The 15,005-nt window shown below is 71.7% G+C and carries 13 protein-coding genes; 4 read left to right on the forward strand and 9 right to left on the reverse strand.

Translation table 11 applies throughout. From position 1 onward, the window contains the following. Positions 1-16: 16 nt before the first annotated feature. Both IW249_RS22365 and IW249_RS22370 read left to right on the forward strand, forming a co-directional pair. Positions 17-469 (forward strand): Rv0361 family membrane protein, encoded by a 453-nt coding sequence (locus tag IW249_RS22365; RefSeq protein WP_196922545.1) that lies wholly within the window; start codon positions 17-19, stop codon positions 467-469. 111 nt (positions 470-580) lie between these two features. Further along, positions 581-964 carry a MerR family transcriptional regulator gene (locus IW249_RS22370; protein WP_196922546.1) on the forward strand — a complete coding sequence of 128 codons (384 nt, stop codon included), beginning with the start codon at positions 581-583 and terminating at the stop codon, positions 962-964. 18 nt (positions 965-982) lie between these two features. Here the strand turns inward: IW249_RS22370 and IW249_RS22375 are convergent, their stop codons facing one another. Further along, positions 983-2,077, reverse strand: coding sequence for an ROK family transcriptional regulator (locus IW249_RS22375; RefSeq protein ID WP_196922547.1), 1,095 nt, complete (start codon positions 2,075-2,077; stop codon positions 983-985). A gap of 41 nt (positions 2,078-2,118) precedes the next feature. Between IW249_RS22375 and IW249_RS22380 the strand changes: the two genes are divergently transcribed. Continuing rightward, positions 2,119-3,339: an MFS transporter gene (locus tag IW249_RS22380; RefSeq protein WP_196922548.1), complete on the forward strand. Its 1,221-nt coding sequence runs from the start codon at positions 2,119-2,121 to the stop codon at positions 3,337-3,339. A gap of 94 nt (positions 3,340-3,433) precedes the next feature. Here the strand turns inward: IW249_RS22380 and IW249_RS22385 are convergent, their stop codons facing one another. Next, positions 3,434-4,762, reverse strand: a complete 1,329-nt coding sequence (locus IW249_RS22385) for an alpha/beta hydrolase (protein WP_196922549.1) — start codon at positions 4,760-4,762, stop codon at positions 3,434-3,436. Positions 4,763-4,847: 85 nt separating this feature from the next. Next, complete coding sequence (locus IW249_RS22390; protein ID WP_196922550.1) at positions 4,848-6,233, reverse strand: serine hydrolase domain-containing protein; 1,386 nt, start codon at positions 6,231-6,233, stop codon at positions 4,848-4,850. Positions 6,234-6,470: 237 nt separating this feature from the next. Here IW249_RS22390 and IW249_RS22395 point away from each other — a divergent pair, with 237 nt between their 5' ends. Beyond that, entirely contained in the window at positions 6,471-7,847 is a 1,377-nt protein-coding gene (locus IW249_RS22395; RefSeq protein ID WP_196922551.1) for an FAD-dependent oxidoreductase, read from the forward strand. Positions 7,848-7,892: 45 nt separating this feature from the next. Here IW249_RS22395 and IW249_RS22400 read toward each other — a convergent pair whose 3' ends face one another. The 6 genes from IW249_RS22400 to IW249_RS22425 all read right to left on the reverse strand — a co-directional run bounded on the left by IW249_RS22400 (position 7,893) and on the right by IW249_RS22425 (position 14,922). Next, a complete protein-coding gene (locus IW249_RS22400; RefSeq protein ID WP_196922552.1) occupies positions 7,893-8,369 on the reverse strand; it encodes a heme-degrading domain-containing protein in 477 nt (158 codons plus the stop codon). A gap of 72 nt (positions 8,370-8,441) precedes the next feature. After that, the gene (locus IW249_RS22405; RefSeq protein WP_196922553.1) at positions 8,442-9,902 is read right to left on the reverse strand and encodes an SDR family NAD(P)-dependent oxidoreductase; all 1,461 of its coding nucleotides are present in this window, start codon (positions 9,900-9,902) and stop codon (positions 8,442-8,444) included. A 132-nt stretch (positions 9,903-10,034) separates the two neighbouring features. Further along, positions 10,035-10,940: a siderophore-interacting protein gene (locus tag IW249_RS22410; protein WP_196922554.1), complete on the reverse strand. Its 906-nt coding sequence runs from the start codon at positions 10,938-10,940 to the stop codon at positions 10,035-10,037. Between the two features lie 27 nt (positions 10,941-10,967). Continuing rightward, entirely contained in the window at positions 10,968-13,067 is a 2,100-nt protein-coding gene (locus IW249_RS22415; protein WP_196924909.1) for an iron ABC transporter permease, read from the reverse strand. A 5-nt stretch (positions 13,068-13,072) separates the two neighbouring features. Beyond that, positions 13,073-14,056: an ABC transporter substrate-binding protein gene (locus IW249_RS22420; protein WP_196922555.1), complete on the reverse strand. Its 984-nt coding sequence runs from the start codon at positions 14,054-14,056 to the stop codon at positions 13,073-13,075. Between the two features lie 32 nt (positions 14,057-14,088). Beyond that, a complete protein-coding gene (locus IW249_RS22425) occupies positions 14,089-14,922 on the reverse strand; it encodes an ABC transporter ATP-binding protein (protein ID WP_196922556.1) in 834 nt (277 codons plus the stop codon). Positions 14,923-15,005: the final 83 nt, after the last annotated feature.

A 15,005-nucleotide genomic window follows, 5' to 3' on the forward strand; every position in this document is an offset into this window, starting at 1 on the left:
CCCTACCCTCCGGGCCATGACGTACGAGCCGATGATGGTTTCCGACCCGAGGCCCAACCGGACGCTTCGGACGGTCCTGATCGTCGTCGGCGCCCTGCTGGCTTTGTGCTGCGTGATCGGCACCTGCGTCGGCCTCTGGCTCTACCGCTCGGTCAAGGACACCGTCGAACCGGTCCGGGTGGCCGCGACGGCCTACCTCGACGACGTGCAGGCCGGCAACTACGCGGGCGCGTACCAGCGGCTGTGCGACAGGGTGCGCGACACGATGCCGCAGGAGGACTTCACCCGGATCCAGAGCGCGCAGTTGAAGGTCAGCAGTTACGAGATCACCGGCGTGAACGTCAACAACTACAACGGGCGGGTCACCGGGACCGTCCAGGTCGAGGCGGTCCAGGAGGCCACCGGTGCGACGTTCACCCAGGGGGTGGCGCTGGTCAAGGAGGACGGCGAGTGGCGTGTCTGCCAGTGAGTCACCGCGCCGTCGCCGCCTGGAAGTCGGTATACGAGCTACGGTAAAACCTGACGTGCACGTTAGGGAGAAGGCTGTGTGGCTGGCGTCACCGGTTTGGGGGAGGGGTCGATGCGGATCGGGGAACTCGCCGCGAAGACCGGGGTGTCGGTGCGCGCCCTGCGCTACTACGAGGAGCAGGGCCTGCTGGCCGCCGCACGGAGCAGTGGCGGCCAGCGTCACTACCTCGACGACGCGATCGACCGGGTGTATCTGATCCAGATGCTGTACGCCGCCGGCCTGTCCAGCCGAACCATCCTGGACCTGCTGCCCTGCGTCGACGCGAAGGTCAACACACCGCAGTCCCGGGCCATGCTCCGCGCCGAACGCGACCGCATCGATCGGCAGATCACCCAACTCCGGCAGGCGCGCGAGCGGCTCGACGCGGTCATAGCGCTCAGCGAGAGCCCGGCCAGCGGTTGCACCCGGACCGACACCGACGCCACGGTGGCGTAGCGACGCGGCAAGTCACTGTCAGATCGGGGCCAGCTCGGGAATGCCGTAGTGCTGGTCGAGGACCTGCATGGCGGCGCCCGCGGCGATCACGTCCGCGCCGAGGCTGGACAGGGCCACCCTCGTGCTGAGCCAGTCCGCGCGTCGCGCGTCCGCCCCGACGGCCTCGGTGACCGCCGCGAGATAGGTCTGCGGGTGCCGGAGGAGGTCCGCGCCCGCCAGCACCACGTGGGCGAGGTCGAGGGTCTGGAGCAGGTTGACGACGCCTACGGCCAGCACCCGGGCGGCGTGGGCGATGTCCCCGGCCTCGGCGGCGTGGTGGTGCACGATCTCCAGGCACCCGTGCCGGCCGCAGACGCACCGGGGCCCGGTCAGGTCGACGACAGTGTGGCCGAACTCGCCCGCGTTGGTGTGCGCCCCCCGGTGGGCCGCGCCGCCCAGCCAGAAGCCTCCGCCGATGCCGGACTCGACCATGATGAGGGCCGCGTCGCGGAACGTCGCGCCGTGCCGCCAGGCCTCCGCCGTGATCCCCGCGGTGACGTCCTTGTCCAGGTGGACGGGGAGGCCGAGGTGCTTCTCGGCGAGCTCGCGCAGCGGTACGTCGTGCCAGTGCCGCAGGCCGTGAGCGTCCCGGACCACGCCGTTGGCGTGGTCGAGTGGGCCGATCATGCCGATGCCCAGCCCGGTGAGCCGGCTCCGCAGGTCGCCGATGCCGGCCATCGTGTCGATGCCGACGTTCAGGGCGTCGAGGAGCTGCTCCGGGGTGAAGTCCGGCGGCAGCGGGCTGACCGTCGAGTGGTGCACGGTGCCGGCCAGGTCGACCAGGACGAGCCGCAGCGTGCGCCGGGCCACGTGGGCGCCGATCGCGTACCGGCTGTCCGGGACGAGTTCGTAGACGACAGCGGGCTTGCCGATGCCCGGACGCCGGACGCCGGCGGGGCGGATCAGGCCGTCGGCGGTCAGCCGGGAGATGACCTTGGAGACCGCCTGTGGGGTCAGGCCGGTGGCCTCGACCACTGTCGCCCGCTCGAACGTGCGAGCGGTGCGTCCCACCGCCATCACCAGCGCCTGGTTGTAGCCGCGCAGGAAGGTGACGTCGGCAGTGACGCGAGTCATCTCACCACTCTATTACGCAACGCTGTTGCTAAATTTTTTCGGTGATCGAGTTGAGTAGAGGTCGACGGTTGGCGGCGCTGGCCGCCCTGGCACTGGGCGGCGTCGCGGTCGGCCTGACCGAGTTCGTGGCGATGGGCCTGCTGCCCGACATCGCTCGTGGTCTGCTCCCGCACGAGTACGCGCAGTCATCGTCGGACGCCGTCGCCCGGGCGGGCTGGATGATCACCGCGTACGCGCTCGGCGTGGTCGTCGGCGCGCCGCTGATCGCCGCGTTGAGCGCGCGCCTGCCCCGCAAGAAGCTCGTCCTCGGGTTGCTCGTGCTGTTCGCCGTCGGCACTGTCGCATCCGCGATCGCCCCCACCTTCGATCTGGTGCTGGTGGCCCGGTTCGCGGCGGCGCTGCCGCACGGCGCGTACTTCGGTGCGGCCGGTCTGCTCGCGGCGACCCTGATGGGTCCCGGTAACGAGGCCCGTGGTTTCGCCACTGTGTTGGGCGGCCTGACAGTGAGCAACCTGGTCGGCGTACCCCTCATCACGCGGCTCGGGCAGGCCGCCGACTGGCGGGTCGCGTACCTGGTCATCGCCGGCTTCTTCGTGCTCACCCTGCTGGCGGTGCTGGCCGTCGTGCCGGAGGTCGCCGCGGCGGTCGACGGCTCGCCAGCCACCGAGTTGCGGGCGCTGCGGACCTCGCAGGTCTGGCTGGTCGCCGCCACCGGCGCGGTCGGTTTCGCCGGCTTCTTCGCGGTGAACACCTACATCGCTCCGGTCACCACCGACGTCACCGGTCTCTCCGCCGCGACCGTGCCGTGGGCGTTGGTCGCTGTGGGTCTCGGAATGACAGTCGGTAACGCCCTGGGTGGCTGGCTGGCGGACCGTGACCTCCAGCGGAGCATGGTCATCGGCTTCGTGGCGATGATCGTGAGCATCGCCGTGTTCAGCCTCGTGGCGTCGTCCCGCGTCGGCCTGTTCGTGGGCGCGTTCCTGGTCGGTGCGACAAGCCTCTATCTCGGTCCGGTGCTCCAGGCGCGCCTGATCACCGTCGCCCCGGGAGCGCAGCTGATGGGCGCGGCGCTCAACCAGTCGGCCATGAACATCGCGAACAGCCTGGGCGCCGCGCTGGGCAGCGTCGCCATCGCCGCCGGCCTCGGTTACCTCGCGCCGGCCCGGGTGGGCGTCGTGCTGGCGATCGTCGGGTTGATCCTGGGACTGGTCAGCTTCGCCGTCGGTCGACGAACGCGCGAACGGGTCCCGGCCACCGTCTGACGACTGTGCGGGCGGTCCCGGCCACGGTCTGACGAGCGCGCGAGCGGTCCCGGCCACCGTCTCGACCCCGGGCCGGGCCGCCCGCGAGACGCGGTCAGAAGTCGTCGACGCTGACCGTCACCCGGTCGGTGCTCGATCTCCAGTTCGGCACGTTGATCACCTCGTAGCCGCCTCCGCGTTGGCCCACGGTGATCCGGACCAGGCCGAGGTGTGCCGGTGTCGCCGGGATGAAGACGTCCATGCCGGTGATGAAGGTCTGGCTGAAGAACTCCGGCAACGGGCTCGTCAGGTCCGTGACGCCATCGCTGCCGTCGTCGAAGGCGAAGATGCCGATCGTCCTCTTGGCGCGCGGTGTGTTCGCCGCGTTCAGGACATCCCTGCCGTTGATCGAGAGGTGGTCGCCGGCGTCACCCTGGTCGCCCCACCACTCCTTCTGGCGTTGGATCGTGAGCGCCGTGTGCCGGTCGCTGGTGTCGACCAGGGCGCTGAGGCCCTCGCCCGGCTCGCTGGTCGCCAGGCGCAGGAACGAATCAGAGCGGAGGAACGGCTGGACGTAGAAGTGGTGCGTCGCGGCGCCGGGGCGCACGAGGGCGAACTCGTAGCGGGCCGTGGCGAGCACCGGGAGAGGGCCGAACGAGCCGTCGCCACCCAGCGACAACCGATGCGTGGGCCGGTGTGACAGCCGGCCGCCGGTGAGTGGGTTGACCATGTAGACCTCGAGGGTCGCACCGGTGACACCGACGTTGCTCGGGAAGAGCACGGCGCGGCCCGAGACCCGGGCGGTGCCGAAGAGTTGCGGCACGATCCGCGTCGTGTGGGGAGCGCGGCCCCGGAGGAAGCCGAAGATCTCGCCGAACGACTCGGCCGACGACACGGTCTGGGTGTGCGACTGGTCCGGTAGGTGCACGTTCGTCGCGCCGACGACGGTGCGGGCCCTGTCGCCCTCGCCCCAGATCGCGAGCGTGGGAACACCACCGGGCGGGGAGGTCGCGGTGCGTCCGTCCAGGTTGACGTAGTGCGCGACCCGGGCGGCACGCTCCGGAGAACTGTTGAGGTAGCCCTGCGTGACGAAGGTGCCCAGCGAGTGCGCGAGCAGGTCCACCCGGTCCGCGCCGGTGGCCGCCAGCAGGCGGGAGATCCGTGCGTCGAGCCCCGCGAACACCTGGGGCAGGATCGCCGCGATGTTCGGGGAGTCGTACTCGTGAGCTTCGATGATGTCGATCGGGTACCCGTTGCTGGCGAGTCGTTTGGCCTGGGACTCGAACTGCGCCGCCGATCCGGCGCTGCCATGCACGAAGATCACTGGACGGTACGTCGGTGGGGCGACGGCTTCGGCGGCGCGCGGGACGGCGACGGCGGACAGGCTGGCCGCGAGGGCGACCCCGGCCAGCACGGAGAGCAGTCTCCGGCGAGATGTGTGCATCGATCCTCCACCTGGACGACGAAGTATTTGCACTACTAGCGCAAGTATCGTGTCAGGGTGCGGCGCGATGGTCCACACCTTCCGGTCAGCTGACCTTCGTGGCGAGCAGGTCGCCGACGGCGGCGCGGACCGGGTCCGGGTTCGACCAGCTCCAGTTGGGATGCGCGCGGTTGGTGAGCAGTGCCAGGACGAGTTTGCGGTCCGGCGCGACCAGCAGCGAGGGGCCGGCGAACCCGGTGTGGCCGAAGGTCCGGGCCGAGGCGAGCCTCCCCATGAACCAGCTCTGGTTGAGGACGACCCCGAGGCCGTGCGCCGAGGTCCGGTTGGGTCGCTCGGGGTCGATGGCGGGTTTGCCGGCGTTGTGGTTGCTGAGCATCCGCCGCACGGTCGCCGCGGCCAGGATCCGCTTGCCCTGGTAGGTGCCCTCGTCGAGGAGCAGCTGACCGATGGCCGCGAGATCGGCCGCGGAGGCGAAGATGCCGGCGTGGCCAGCGATGCCGCCGAGGTGGTTGGCGACGTCGTCGTGGACGGTGCCCCGCAGCAGGCCCCGGGACGAGCGGGCGTCGGTGGCGACCAGTCGGTTGGCCTTCGAGGTGGTGGACATCCAGCTGCTGGCGTTGAAGCCGGTGTCGCGCAGGCCGAGCGGGCTGGTGAGGTTGGTCCGGAGTGCCTGGTCCAGCCGCTGGCCGGTGACCTTCTCAACGATCTTGCCGGCGACCATGAGCCCGACGCTGGAATAGCGGAACGTGGTGCCCGGCACCGCGCCGGAGACCAGCGGCGTGGTGAGCACGGCGTTCCACCGGGCCGCGTTGTCGGGCAGGCCGGTGACCTTGGCGCCGACGGGGAGGCCGCTGGTGTGGGTGAGCAGCATCTCGACAGTGATCTGCTCCTTGCCCGCGCCGGTGAAGGCGGGCAGGTAGTCACGCACCGGAGCGCCGAGGTCGACCTGCCCCTTGTCGACCTGCTGCAACAGCAGGATGGCCGTGTAGACCTTGGTGACCGAGGCGAGGTCGAAGATGGAGTCCGGGCGCATCGCTACGCGCTGGCTCGCCGTCAACAACTTCGGGCCCGCGCCGTAGCGCAGCGCCTCGCCGACTGCGGTGTGCACAGTCGTCTGGCCGTCCACCAGGACGAGGGCGACCGCACCGGGGAAACCCTTGTGCTGAAACGTCTGCGGTGTGGCTGGCAGGTGTCGCCGGAGCAGGGCGGTCACGTCCTGCGCGTAGGGAGCCTGGCCCGCTGGTGGGGTGCCGCCGCTCGGGGGGACCGGCGCGCCCGGTACGGCGGACGGTGACCTGAGGTCTCCCGCCGAACCGAACCCGACCCGGTTCCCGGCGGCGTCCGTCCCGGTCACCGCGTCGCCGGGACCGGCCGAACCGGGGCCCGACGCGCCGTTGTCGCCGCAGCCGGTGAGGGCGGAGGTCGCGGCGGCCAGGCCGGCCCCGAGCAGAGTACGACGCGCAACGGGCATGCCGGAGATCGTGACAGTAGGCTCTCGGGCGCGCCACCTCACCCGTCCGAACGTCGAACCTCTCCAGCCCATCAGTCAACAGACGGTCATCTGGCAGACACAGCCGGTTGCCGTTCGGGCGGTTGTGCGACGATCGGCGGGCATTACGTCGAACGACCCGTCCACCGGTCTGCCCGCGAACGGTCGCGGACAGTAACCGTGGAGGGCACAAACCTCGTTACCCCCTTGGAGAGCACGATGTCCCTCTCCCCATCCCGGGTCTTCGCAGAGCTGAACGCGGCTCGACCCCCTGACCAGCCGTCCCCGACGATCGGAACGGCCGTCGTGGTCGGCGGCAGCGTCGCCGGTCTGCTGGCCGCCCGGGTGCTGTCCGATTACGCCGACACCGTCGTCATCATCGACCGGGACGACCCGCAGGTGACCGGCGCGCGCCCCGGCGTACCCCAGGGAACCCAGCTGCACGCGCTGCTGCCCGGCGGCCTCTTCCAGTTGGAGCGGCTGTTCCCCGGATTCCGCGACGAGGCACTGGCGCGCGGCGCGATCGAGGCGCCGCCCACGGCCCGGCGCAACTACCTCGACGGGCGTCTGAAGGTCGTCGTCCCCGACGACGCCGACAGTCTGGCGGGCAGTCGGCCGCTGCTGGAGGGCCTGATCCGTCAGCAGGTGCTGCGGCTGCCCAACGTCAAGACGATCACCGCCCGCGCCACCGGCCTCGTGTTCGACGGCACCGCGGTCAGCGGGGTCCGCTGTGAGGTCGGCGGGGTGCCCGGTGTCGAGCGGGCCGACCTCGTGGTGGACGCCATGGGGCGGTCCAGCAAACTGTCGGACTGGCTGGAGCAGGCCGACTGGGACCGGCCCGTCACCCGGCGGATGACAGTGCACCTCAACTACGCGACCGCCCTGTTCCGTCGCCCGGAGGTCACCCCGGCCTCGACGGTCGTGCTCGCACTGAACACCGCCAGGGCGGCGGTCGACGTGGCCGGGGCCGCGTTCTTCGCCATCGAGGACGGCCGGTGGATGGCCATGATGGCCGGTTACGGCAAGGACCGCCCGGGGCGCACCGCCGACGACTTCGTCCGGCGCCTGCGGGAGCAGTTCCCACCGGAGTTCGGCGAGGTCGCCGACCAGGAGATGATCGGTGACGTCCAGACCTACCACCACGCCGACAGCCGGCGACGGGACTTCCACGCGCTCAAGCGGTTACCGGCCGGCCTGATCAGCGTCGGCGACGCCGTCGCGTCGTTCAACCCGGTGTACGGGCAGGGCATGACGGCGGCGGCCCTGCACGCGGCCTGCCTGTCGACGTACCTCCGGTCCGGTCCGGATCTGCGGGCGCCCGCGCGCCACTACCTCGCGCTCCAGAAGGTGGTGGTCGACGCCGCCTGGTCGCTGTCGACCTCGGCGGATCTGGCGTTGCCGCACGTCGACGGGCCCTACCCGCGCGGCTACCGGCTCTCCAGATGGGCCAGTGGGCAGATCATCGCGGCGACCGTCACGGATGTGACGACCGCGCGGCGGTTCAACGACGTGGTCTCCATGCGCGAGCACCCGAGCTCGCTGGCCCGACCCGGCGTGCTCCTGGGAGCCCTGCGCGCCAATCGGCGCGCACGCTGAGCGGCTGACCCGGCGGCCTCGTCGCGAGGCCGCCGGGACCGCACACTAGCGGGGCAGCTTGCGGAGGATGTCGACCACGAAGCGGTGGTCGTCCAGCTGCGGCAGCCCGGAGACGCCGACCCAGCCCACCACACCGGTGCCGCGCACGCGCAGGGGCACCGCGCCCCCGGCCGCCGCGTACCGCGAGGCCGGCAGCCCGAACCGCTCGGCCAGCGTCACCTGCTTGTCCTGGCACAGCCGCGCCATGTAGAGCGAGGAGTGCTCGAAGCGCATCACCACCCGCCCCTTGCGGCGCAGCCACGCGTCGTTGTCCGCCGTCGAGCCCGGCAGGCCACAGTGGAACAGCTGCCGTCCGGCCCGCCACACCCCCACCGAGACCGGCAGCTGCTGCTCGGTCGCCGCGGCGACGGCGCGCATCCCCAGCTCGTACGCGTCGGTCTCGGACAGGCCCGCGAGCTCCAGCTCGTCCTCCTCGCGCAGCAGCTCGTCGAGCGTCGGCCACGATTCACGGTCAGCTGACATGTTTCTTCTCCTCATGGTGCGGGTCGGTCATCCGCCTTGTGCGGGGGCGGTCATCCGCCTTGTGCGGGGCGATCACCAGGCGCAGGGCGCGTAGTCCTTCAGGAAACAGCCGTACAGGTCCTCGCCCTGCTCGCCGCGGACGATCGGGTCGTACACCCGGGCCGCGCCGTCGACCAGGTCCAGGGGGGCGTGGAAGCCCTCGTCGGCCAGCCGCATCTTCGTCGGGTGCGGACGCTCGTCGGTGATCCAGCCGGTGTCGACGCTGGTCATCAGGATGCCGTCGGTCAACATCTCCTCGGCGCTGGTGCGCGTCAGCATGTTCAGCGCAGCCTTGGCCATGTTGGTGTGCGGGTGCCCCGGCCCCTTGTAACCGCGGCCGAACTGGCCCTCCATCGCCGACACGTTCACCACGTACTTGCGGCGGGCCGACGCGGCGGCCATCACCGGGCGCAATCGGCTGACCAGCACGAACGGCGCGGTGACGTTGCACAGCTGCACTTCGAGCAGCTCGACCGGGTCCACCTCCTGGACCCGCTGCACCCAGCTGTTGACCGAGTCGAGGTCGGGCACGAGCCCGCCGGCGTCGATGGCCGTGGACGCCGCGATCCGTTCCGGCGACGCCGAGCCGCTGGTGAGTGCCAGCGCGGTGAGCGCGTGCGGGGTGAGCGCCGTCGACTGTGGTCCGGCGGTCAGGCTGCCCACCGGGCCACCCTGCCCGTCCGGCTTGGCGAACGTGATCAGCTCCGGTAGCGGGCCGTCCGGCAGGGCCGCGGCCTCCGCGGCGATGAGCTGCGCGTACGCCCCGGGGGATCGGCGGACGGTCTGCGCCGCGTTGTTGATCAGGATGTCGAGCGGGCCCTGGCTGCTGACGTCGTCGGCGAGGGCGATCACCTGGGCGGGGTCGCGCAGGTCGATTCCGACGATACGCAGCCGGTGCAGCCAGTCCGCGCTGTCGGGCATCGCGGCGAACCTGCGGACCGCGTCGTGCGGGAACCGCGTCGTCACGGTCGTGTGCGCGCCGTCGCGCAGCAGCCGCAGCGCGATGTACATGCCGATCTTGGCCCGGCCCCCGGTCAGCAGCGCACGTCGACCGGTCAGGTCGGTACGGGCGTCGCGGCGCTCCCGGTTGAGCGCGGCGCAGGACGGGCAGAGCTGGTGGTAGAAGGCGTCCACCTCGCGGTAGCGCTGCTTGCAGACGTAGCAACCGCGGGGGTTGTGTAGGAAGCCCGCCGTCTCGCCAGCGACTGACGACGCGAGTGGAATGCCCTGCGTCTCGTCGTCGATCCGCCCCGGAGCGCCGGTGGCGGTGGCCTCCGTCACGGCCCGGTCGGCGGCGAGGATGGCGTCCCGCCGCTCCTCCCGCCGCCGCTGCTTGATCACCTTGTAGAGCCGGGCGGTGGCCCGCTGCACCCGCACCACGTCGGGGTGGTCGGAGGGCAGCGCCTCCAACGCCTCGAAGACGCTGAGGCAGGCCTCCAGCCGGCTTCGGTCAATACCCTCTTGACCGTTTTCGGTAATGTTGTCCACCGTCATGCGTCGTTGTCTCGTCCCGTATCCCGTGCCGGCTCCAGCCGGCCCGCCCCAAGTCCGACCCGAAACGGTACGCGCCCCACGGGCTCCGACGCACCTTGCGGCCTGCCCGGGGTGGCGCGTTTCGCGGCGCCGTCAGTCCGCGTCGGCCTGGCCGAGACGCCAGTAGCCCATGAAGGCCACCGCCCGCCGGTCCAGACCCCGCTCGGCGACCAGGTGCCGGCGCAGGTGACGGATGACGCCGGCCTCCCCGGCCAGCCACGCGTAGAGCGGCGCCGAGGCCACCACCTCGGGCACCTCCCAGAGGATCTCGGTGTCCACGTCCACGTCCGGCACGGGCTGGGCGGCGGTCGGCGCGCCGGGGGCCAGCAGCTCCCCGGCCGCGGCGACGACGGCGGGCACCAGTCGGCTGCCGTGACCGTCGGTGCCCCGGGCCAGCCAGCGAACCCCGACGCCGGGGGGCGTCACCAGCGGCAACACGTCGGCGGCGTCGGGCACCTCCAACACGACGATGCCCCGGGCGTCGAGGGGTAGCCGCTCACAGATGCCGCTGATCGCCGGCACGGCGGTCTCGTCCCCGGCCAGCAGCAGAGGGGCGCCCGTGGACTGTCGAAACTCGACCCCGCCGTGGTTGCCGTCGAAGCCGGCGTCCGGCCCGACCAGGGCGATCTCGTCGCCGACGCCGGTCCGCCGAGCCCAGCGCGTCGCCGGACCACTGTCGCCGTGCAGCACCAGGTCGACGTCGACCTCGGCCAGGTGCGGTCGGACCGCCCGCACGGTGTAGGTACGGATCGGGTTGCGCTGGTGCTCCGGCAGGGAGCGCCACGTCGCGTACCAGTCCGCGCCGTCCGGCAGGGTCGCCGCGCGCTGACCGGGCAGCGGCAGCGCCAGTTTGATCCGCTGGTCGTAACCGTTGTCGGCGAAGCGGTCCAGGTCCGCCCCGGTGAAGGTCACCCGGGTGAAGGACGGGCTGAGTCGGCGTACCGCGCGGACGGTGACGGCGAACACGCGCCACGGGGCGATGGGCAGGGTCTCGGTCATGGTGCCTCTCTCGACTCGGGCCGGCGTCTACCGGGTGGTGCTCGCCACGGCGCGGGACCGCCACAGCAACCAGACGAAGTACGGGGTACCGATCATGGCGGTGACCAGGCCGGCGGGGATCTGGGCCGGAGCGATGACCGTCCGGCCGAGGGTGTCGGCGATGCTGACCAGCGCAGCGCCGAGCAGGGCGGCCACCGGGAGCACCCGGGAGTGCCGCCCGCCGACCAGCGCCCGCGCGGCGTGCGGGGCGACCAGGCCGACGAAGCCGATGACCCCGACGGCCGAGACGGCGGTGGAGGTGAGCAGCGCCGCCGCGCCCAGCGCGATCAACCGGGTGCGTTCCAGGCGGACGCCGAGCACCCGGGGGGTGTCGTCGTCCAGCGACATCAGGTCGAGTTCCCGGCGGGCGGCGACCACGGCCGGGGTGAGCACCAGCAGGGCGATCAGCACCGGCAGCACCTGGGTGGGCATCCGACCGTAGGTGGAGCCGGACAGCCAGGTCAGCGCCTTCCCGGTGTTCCACGGGTCGAAGGCGACGACCAGGTAGGTGATGACCGCCATGCCGCCCTGCCAGGCGCCGAAACCGATCAGCACCAGTCGGTCGGAGCTCAGTCCGCCGCGCCAGGCCAGGCCGTAGACCAGGGCGAACGCCAGCATCGCGCCGAGCCCGGCGACGCCGGAGACGGCCCACACCCCGGCCAGCGGCACGAAGGTGAGCAGCGAGACGGCGCCGAGCCCGGCGCCGGCGGTGATACCGAGGATGCCGGGTTCGGCCAGCGGATTGCGGCAGACCGCCTGCACTGTGGTGCCGGCGACCGCGAGCGCCGCGCCGGCCAGGACCGCCGCGGCGACGCGCGGCCACCGCTGGTCCAGCACGAAGGTGTACGCCGGCCCGGTGCTGCCGTTGACCCAGTTGACGACGTCACCGAGCAGCACCCAGGTGTCACCGGCCAACATGCCGACCGTCACGGCGCAGACGGTCAGGACGGCGGTGACGGCGACGACGCCGCGGTGGAAGGCGGCGGAGCGGACGGCCGCGTGACCGCCGGGCGGACGACGGGTGGGGCCCGCGTCTCGGTGTCGGCGGGCCAGCCAGATGAGGATCGCCGCGCCGAACAGCGTGGTGACCACGCCGGTGGGGATGTCGACGCCGGCCTGCCCGCCCATCACGGCCCTCAGCAGGACGTCGGAGCCGAGCACGATGATGACCCCGGCGATGCCGGACAACGGCAGCAGGACGCGGTGCCGGTGCACCCGCGGCACCACGGGGGCGAGCAGCCGGACGATCACCGGGGCGCACAGGCCGACGAAGCCGACCGGGCCGGTGAGGGTGACGGCCGCGGCGGAGAGCAGCACGGCCAGCACCATGACGGTGAGCCGGGTGCGTCGTACGTCGAGGCCGAGCACCGTGGCGGTGTCGTCGCCGAGGGCGAGAATGTCGAGGCGGTGCCCGAGCAGCACGAGCACGACGGCGGCGCCGACGATCACCGGAGCGAGTTGGGTCAGGGCGGTCAGGTCGCTCTGCACCAGCGAGCCGTTCCCCCAGGCGAACAGCCCGATGGTGGCCTGCTCGAACAGGAGCAGCAGCAGTGTTGTCACCGACCCGAGCGCCAGCGCGGTTGCCGAGCCGGCGAGGATCAGCCGGGTGGTGCCGGCCTGCCCGCCGGAGGACATCGCCATCACCAGGCCGGCGGCGGCCAGCCCGCCGCAGAAGGCGAGGCCGCCGGCGGGCAGCGCGGGCAGCGAGACGCCGAACGCGGCGACCGCGACGATGGCCAGGTGGGCTCCCGCGTTGACCGCGAGGGTGTCGGGGGAGGCGAGCGGGTTGCGGGCGATCGACTGCAACGCCGCTCCGGCGAACCCGAGCGCGACGCCGATGGCCAACCCGGCGAGCAGTCGGGGCAGCCGGGACGCGATCAGGACGCGGGCCGCCTCGTCGTCGGCGCCGGTGGCGAGCCGCAGCAGGTCGAGGGCGCCGACGTTCGAGGTGCCCTGGGTGAGGTGTACCGCGCCGACCACGAGCAGCAGCAGGATCGCGGCGACGAAGACACCGGCGACGCGGGGCGCGGCCGGGCGTCCGCCCGGAGCCGGCCGGGTGGCCGGCTCCGGGCGTGGGGGTGCGTTCAGCACGCTCACACCGTGTACGTCTTGACGAGTTCGTCGATGTACTGCTTGCCGGAGAGCGGCCCGCCGAAGGTCCAGATGCCGTTGGGCATCTTGTGCAGGTTGCCCTGCCGCACGAAGGGCAGCGACTTCCAGATGGCGTTGCCGGCGAGACCGTCGGCGAACACGTCGTCGCCGTCGGAGGCGTTGTAGAAGAGGTGCATGTTCGGATCCTTGAGGACCGTCATGCCCTCGACGTCGGTCTGGCCGAGGCCCCACGCCTCATCGGTCTTGCCGGTCCAGGCGTTGGTCAGGCCGAGCTGGATGCCGATCTGGGACACCAGCGCGCCCTTGCCGAACATCCGGATGCTGACGGTGCTGCCTTCCTTCCAGCCGTCGGCGATGGCGAACGGCCGGCCGGCGGCACCCGCGTCGGCGATCTTCTTCTTGCCGTCGGCGATGGCCGCGTCGAAGTCGGCGAGCAGCTTCTCCGCCTCGGTGGTCTTGCCGACCGCCTTCGCGATCATGTTGAGGTCGTTGCGCATCCGGCCGAGGTTGTCGGTGGCGTCACTGCCCTTGGCGACCACGACGGGCACGAACTTCTCCAGCTGACTGACCATGTTGGCGCCCCGGTCGTCCTCCATCACGACGAGGTCGGGCTGGAGGGCGACGATCGAGTCGACGCTGGGCTCGCCACGGGTGCCGACGTCCTTGACGCCCGGGTCGAGCTTCGCGGAGGTGACCCAGGTGCCGTAGCCCTTGGGGTCGGCGACACCGACGGGCATGACGCCGAGGCTGACCAGCATCTCGACCTCGCCCCACTCCAGCCCGACGACCTTGGTCGCCGGTGCCTTGAGGGTGATCTCCTTGCCCCGGCTGTCGGTGAGGGTGACCGGACCGCTGGCCGCCGAGGCGGAGGTCTCGGGGGAGGCGGCGTTCTCGGTGGTGCCGCAGGCGCTGAGCGTCAGCGCGGCCACGACGGCGAGGAGGGCTGTGAAACGGGTACGGGTCATGACGGTCTTTCTCTGCTGTGGATGAGGGGTGTTCAGACCAGGGCGCGGATCTGGTGCCGCCCGACGGGGCGGGTGGTGACCAGTCCGCTGACCGGATCGGTGGTCACCTCGATGCGGATCCCGTAGGTCTCGGTGAGGGCGTTCTCGGTGAACACGGTTGCCGGGGTGCCGGTGGCGCGGACCCGGCCCTGGTGCAACAGGACCACCTCGTCCGCCACGGCGGCTGCCTGGTTGAGGTCGTGCAGCACGACGCCGACGGCGACGCCGTGATCGTCCGCGAGGTCACGGACCAGGTCGAGGATCTCCACCTGGTAGCGCAGGTCGAGAAACGTGGTGGGCTCGTCGAGGAGCAGGACCGGAGTGTCCTGGGCGAGGCAGGTGGCCAACCAGACCCGCTGCAACTCGCCCCCGGAGAGTTCGTCGACGGGACGATCGGCCATCGCGGCGACGCCGGTGACGTCCATGGCGCGGGCGATGGCGGCGGGACCGTCCGGGTCCTCAGTACGCCAGCGCCCCCGGTAGGGGTGGCGACCGTAGCCGACGACGTCGCGGACGGTGACCCCGCTGGGTACCGGCCGGCTCTGGGCGAGCAGTGTGACCCGCCGGGCGAACTCCCGGGCCGGGAGGCCGGCGGCCGTGACGCCGTCGGCGAGGTGCACGGTTCCGGCCTCGATCGGGTGCAGTCGGGCCAGGGCCCGCAGCAGCGTGGACTTGCCGCTGCCGTTGGGCCCCACCAGTGCCGTGACGGCACCCGCACGGAGGTTGATCACCGCACCGTGCACCACCGGCACACCGTGATAACCCAGACGGAGGTCGACGCCGGACAGGCTGCGCTCCCCGTTGACCGACGCCAACTCGCTCTGCATGAGGTTAGGCTAACCTAACCCGATCAAGGCCTGTCAAGTAGGCCGCGGGCCCGTGACCAGCCTGGCGGACCGGTGGTCGTCGG

Origin of the sequence: Micromonospora vinacea (assembly GCF_015751785.1) — a bacterium.
GTDB lineage: Bacteria > Actinomycetota > Actinomycetes > Mycobacteriales > Micromonosporaceae > Micromonospora > Micromonospora vinacea.

What these genes read in the sequence shown, in the direction of transcription:
- IW249_RS22365 (WP_196922545.1), top strand. Translation starts at nt 17, where the DNA reads ATGACGTACGAGCCGATGATGGTTTCCGACCCGAGGCCCAACCGGACG.
- IW249_RS22370 (WP_196922546.1), top strand. Translation starts at nt 581, where the DNA reads ATGCGGATCGGGGAACTCGCCGCGAAGACCGGGGTGTCGGTGCGCGCC.
- IW249_RS22375 (WP_196922547.1), bottom strand. Translation starts at nt 2,077, where the DNA reads ATGACTCGCGTCACTGCCGACGTCACCTTCCTGCGCGGCTACAACCAG.
- IW249_RS22385 (WP_196922549.1), bottom strand. Translation starts at nt 4,762, where the DNA reads ATGCACACATCTCGCCGGAGACTGCTCTCCGTGCTGGCCGGGGTCGCC.
- IW249_RS22390 (WP_196922550.1), bottom strand. Translation starts at nt 6,233, where the DNA reads ATGCCCGTTGCGCGTCGTACTCTGCTCGGGGCCGGCCTGGCCGCCGCG.
- IW249_RS22395 (WP_196922551.1), top strand. Translation starts at nt 6,471, where the DNA reads ATGTCCCTCTCCCCATCCCGGGTCTTCGCAGAGCTGAACGCGGCTCGA.
- IW249_RS22400 (WP_196922552.1), bottom strand. Translation starts at nt 8,369, where the DNA reads ATGTCAGCTGACCGTGAATCGTGGCCGACGCTCGACGAGCTGCTGCGC.
- IW249_RS22405 (WP_196922553.1), bottom strand. Translation starts at nt 9,902, where the DNA reads ATGACGGTGGACAACATTACCGAAAACGGTCAAGAGGGTATTGACCGA.
- IW249_RS22410 (WP_196922554.1), bottom strand. Translation starts at nt 10,940, where the DNA reads ATGACCGAGACCCTGCCCATCGCCCCGTGGCGCGTGTTCGCCGTCACC.
- IW249_RS22420 (WP_196922555.1), bottom strand. Translation starts at nt 14,056, where the DNA reads ATGACCCGTACCCGTTTCACAGCCCTCCTCGCCGTCGTGGCCGCGCTG.
- IW249_RS22425 (WP_196922556.1), bottom strand. Translation starts at nt 14,922, where the DNA reads ATGCAGAGCGAGTTGGCGTCGGTCAACGGGGAGCGCAGCCTGTCCGGC.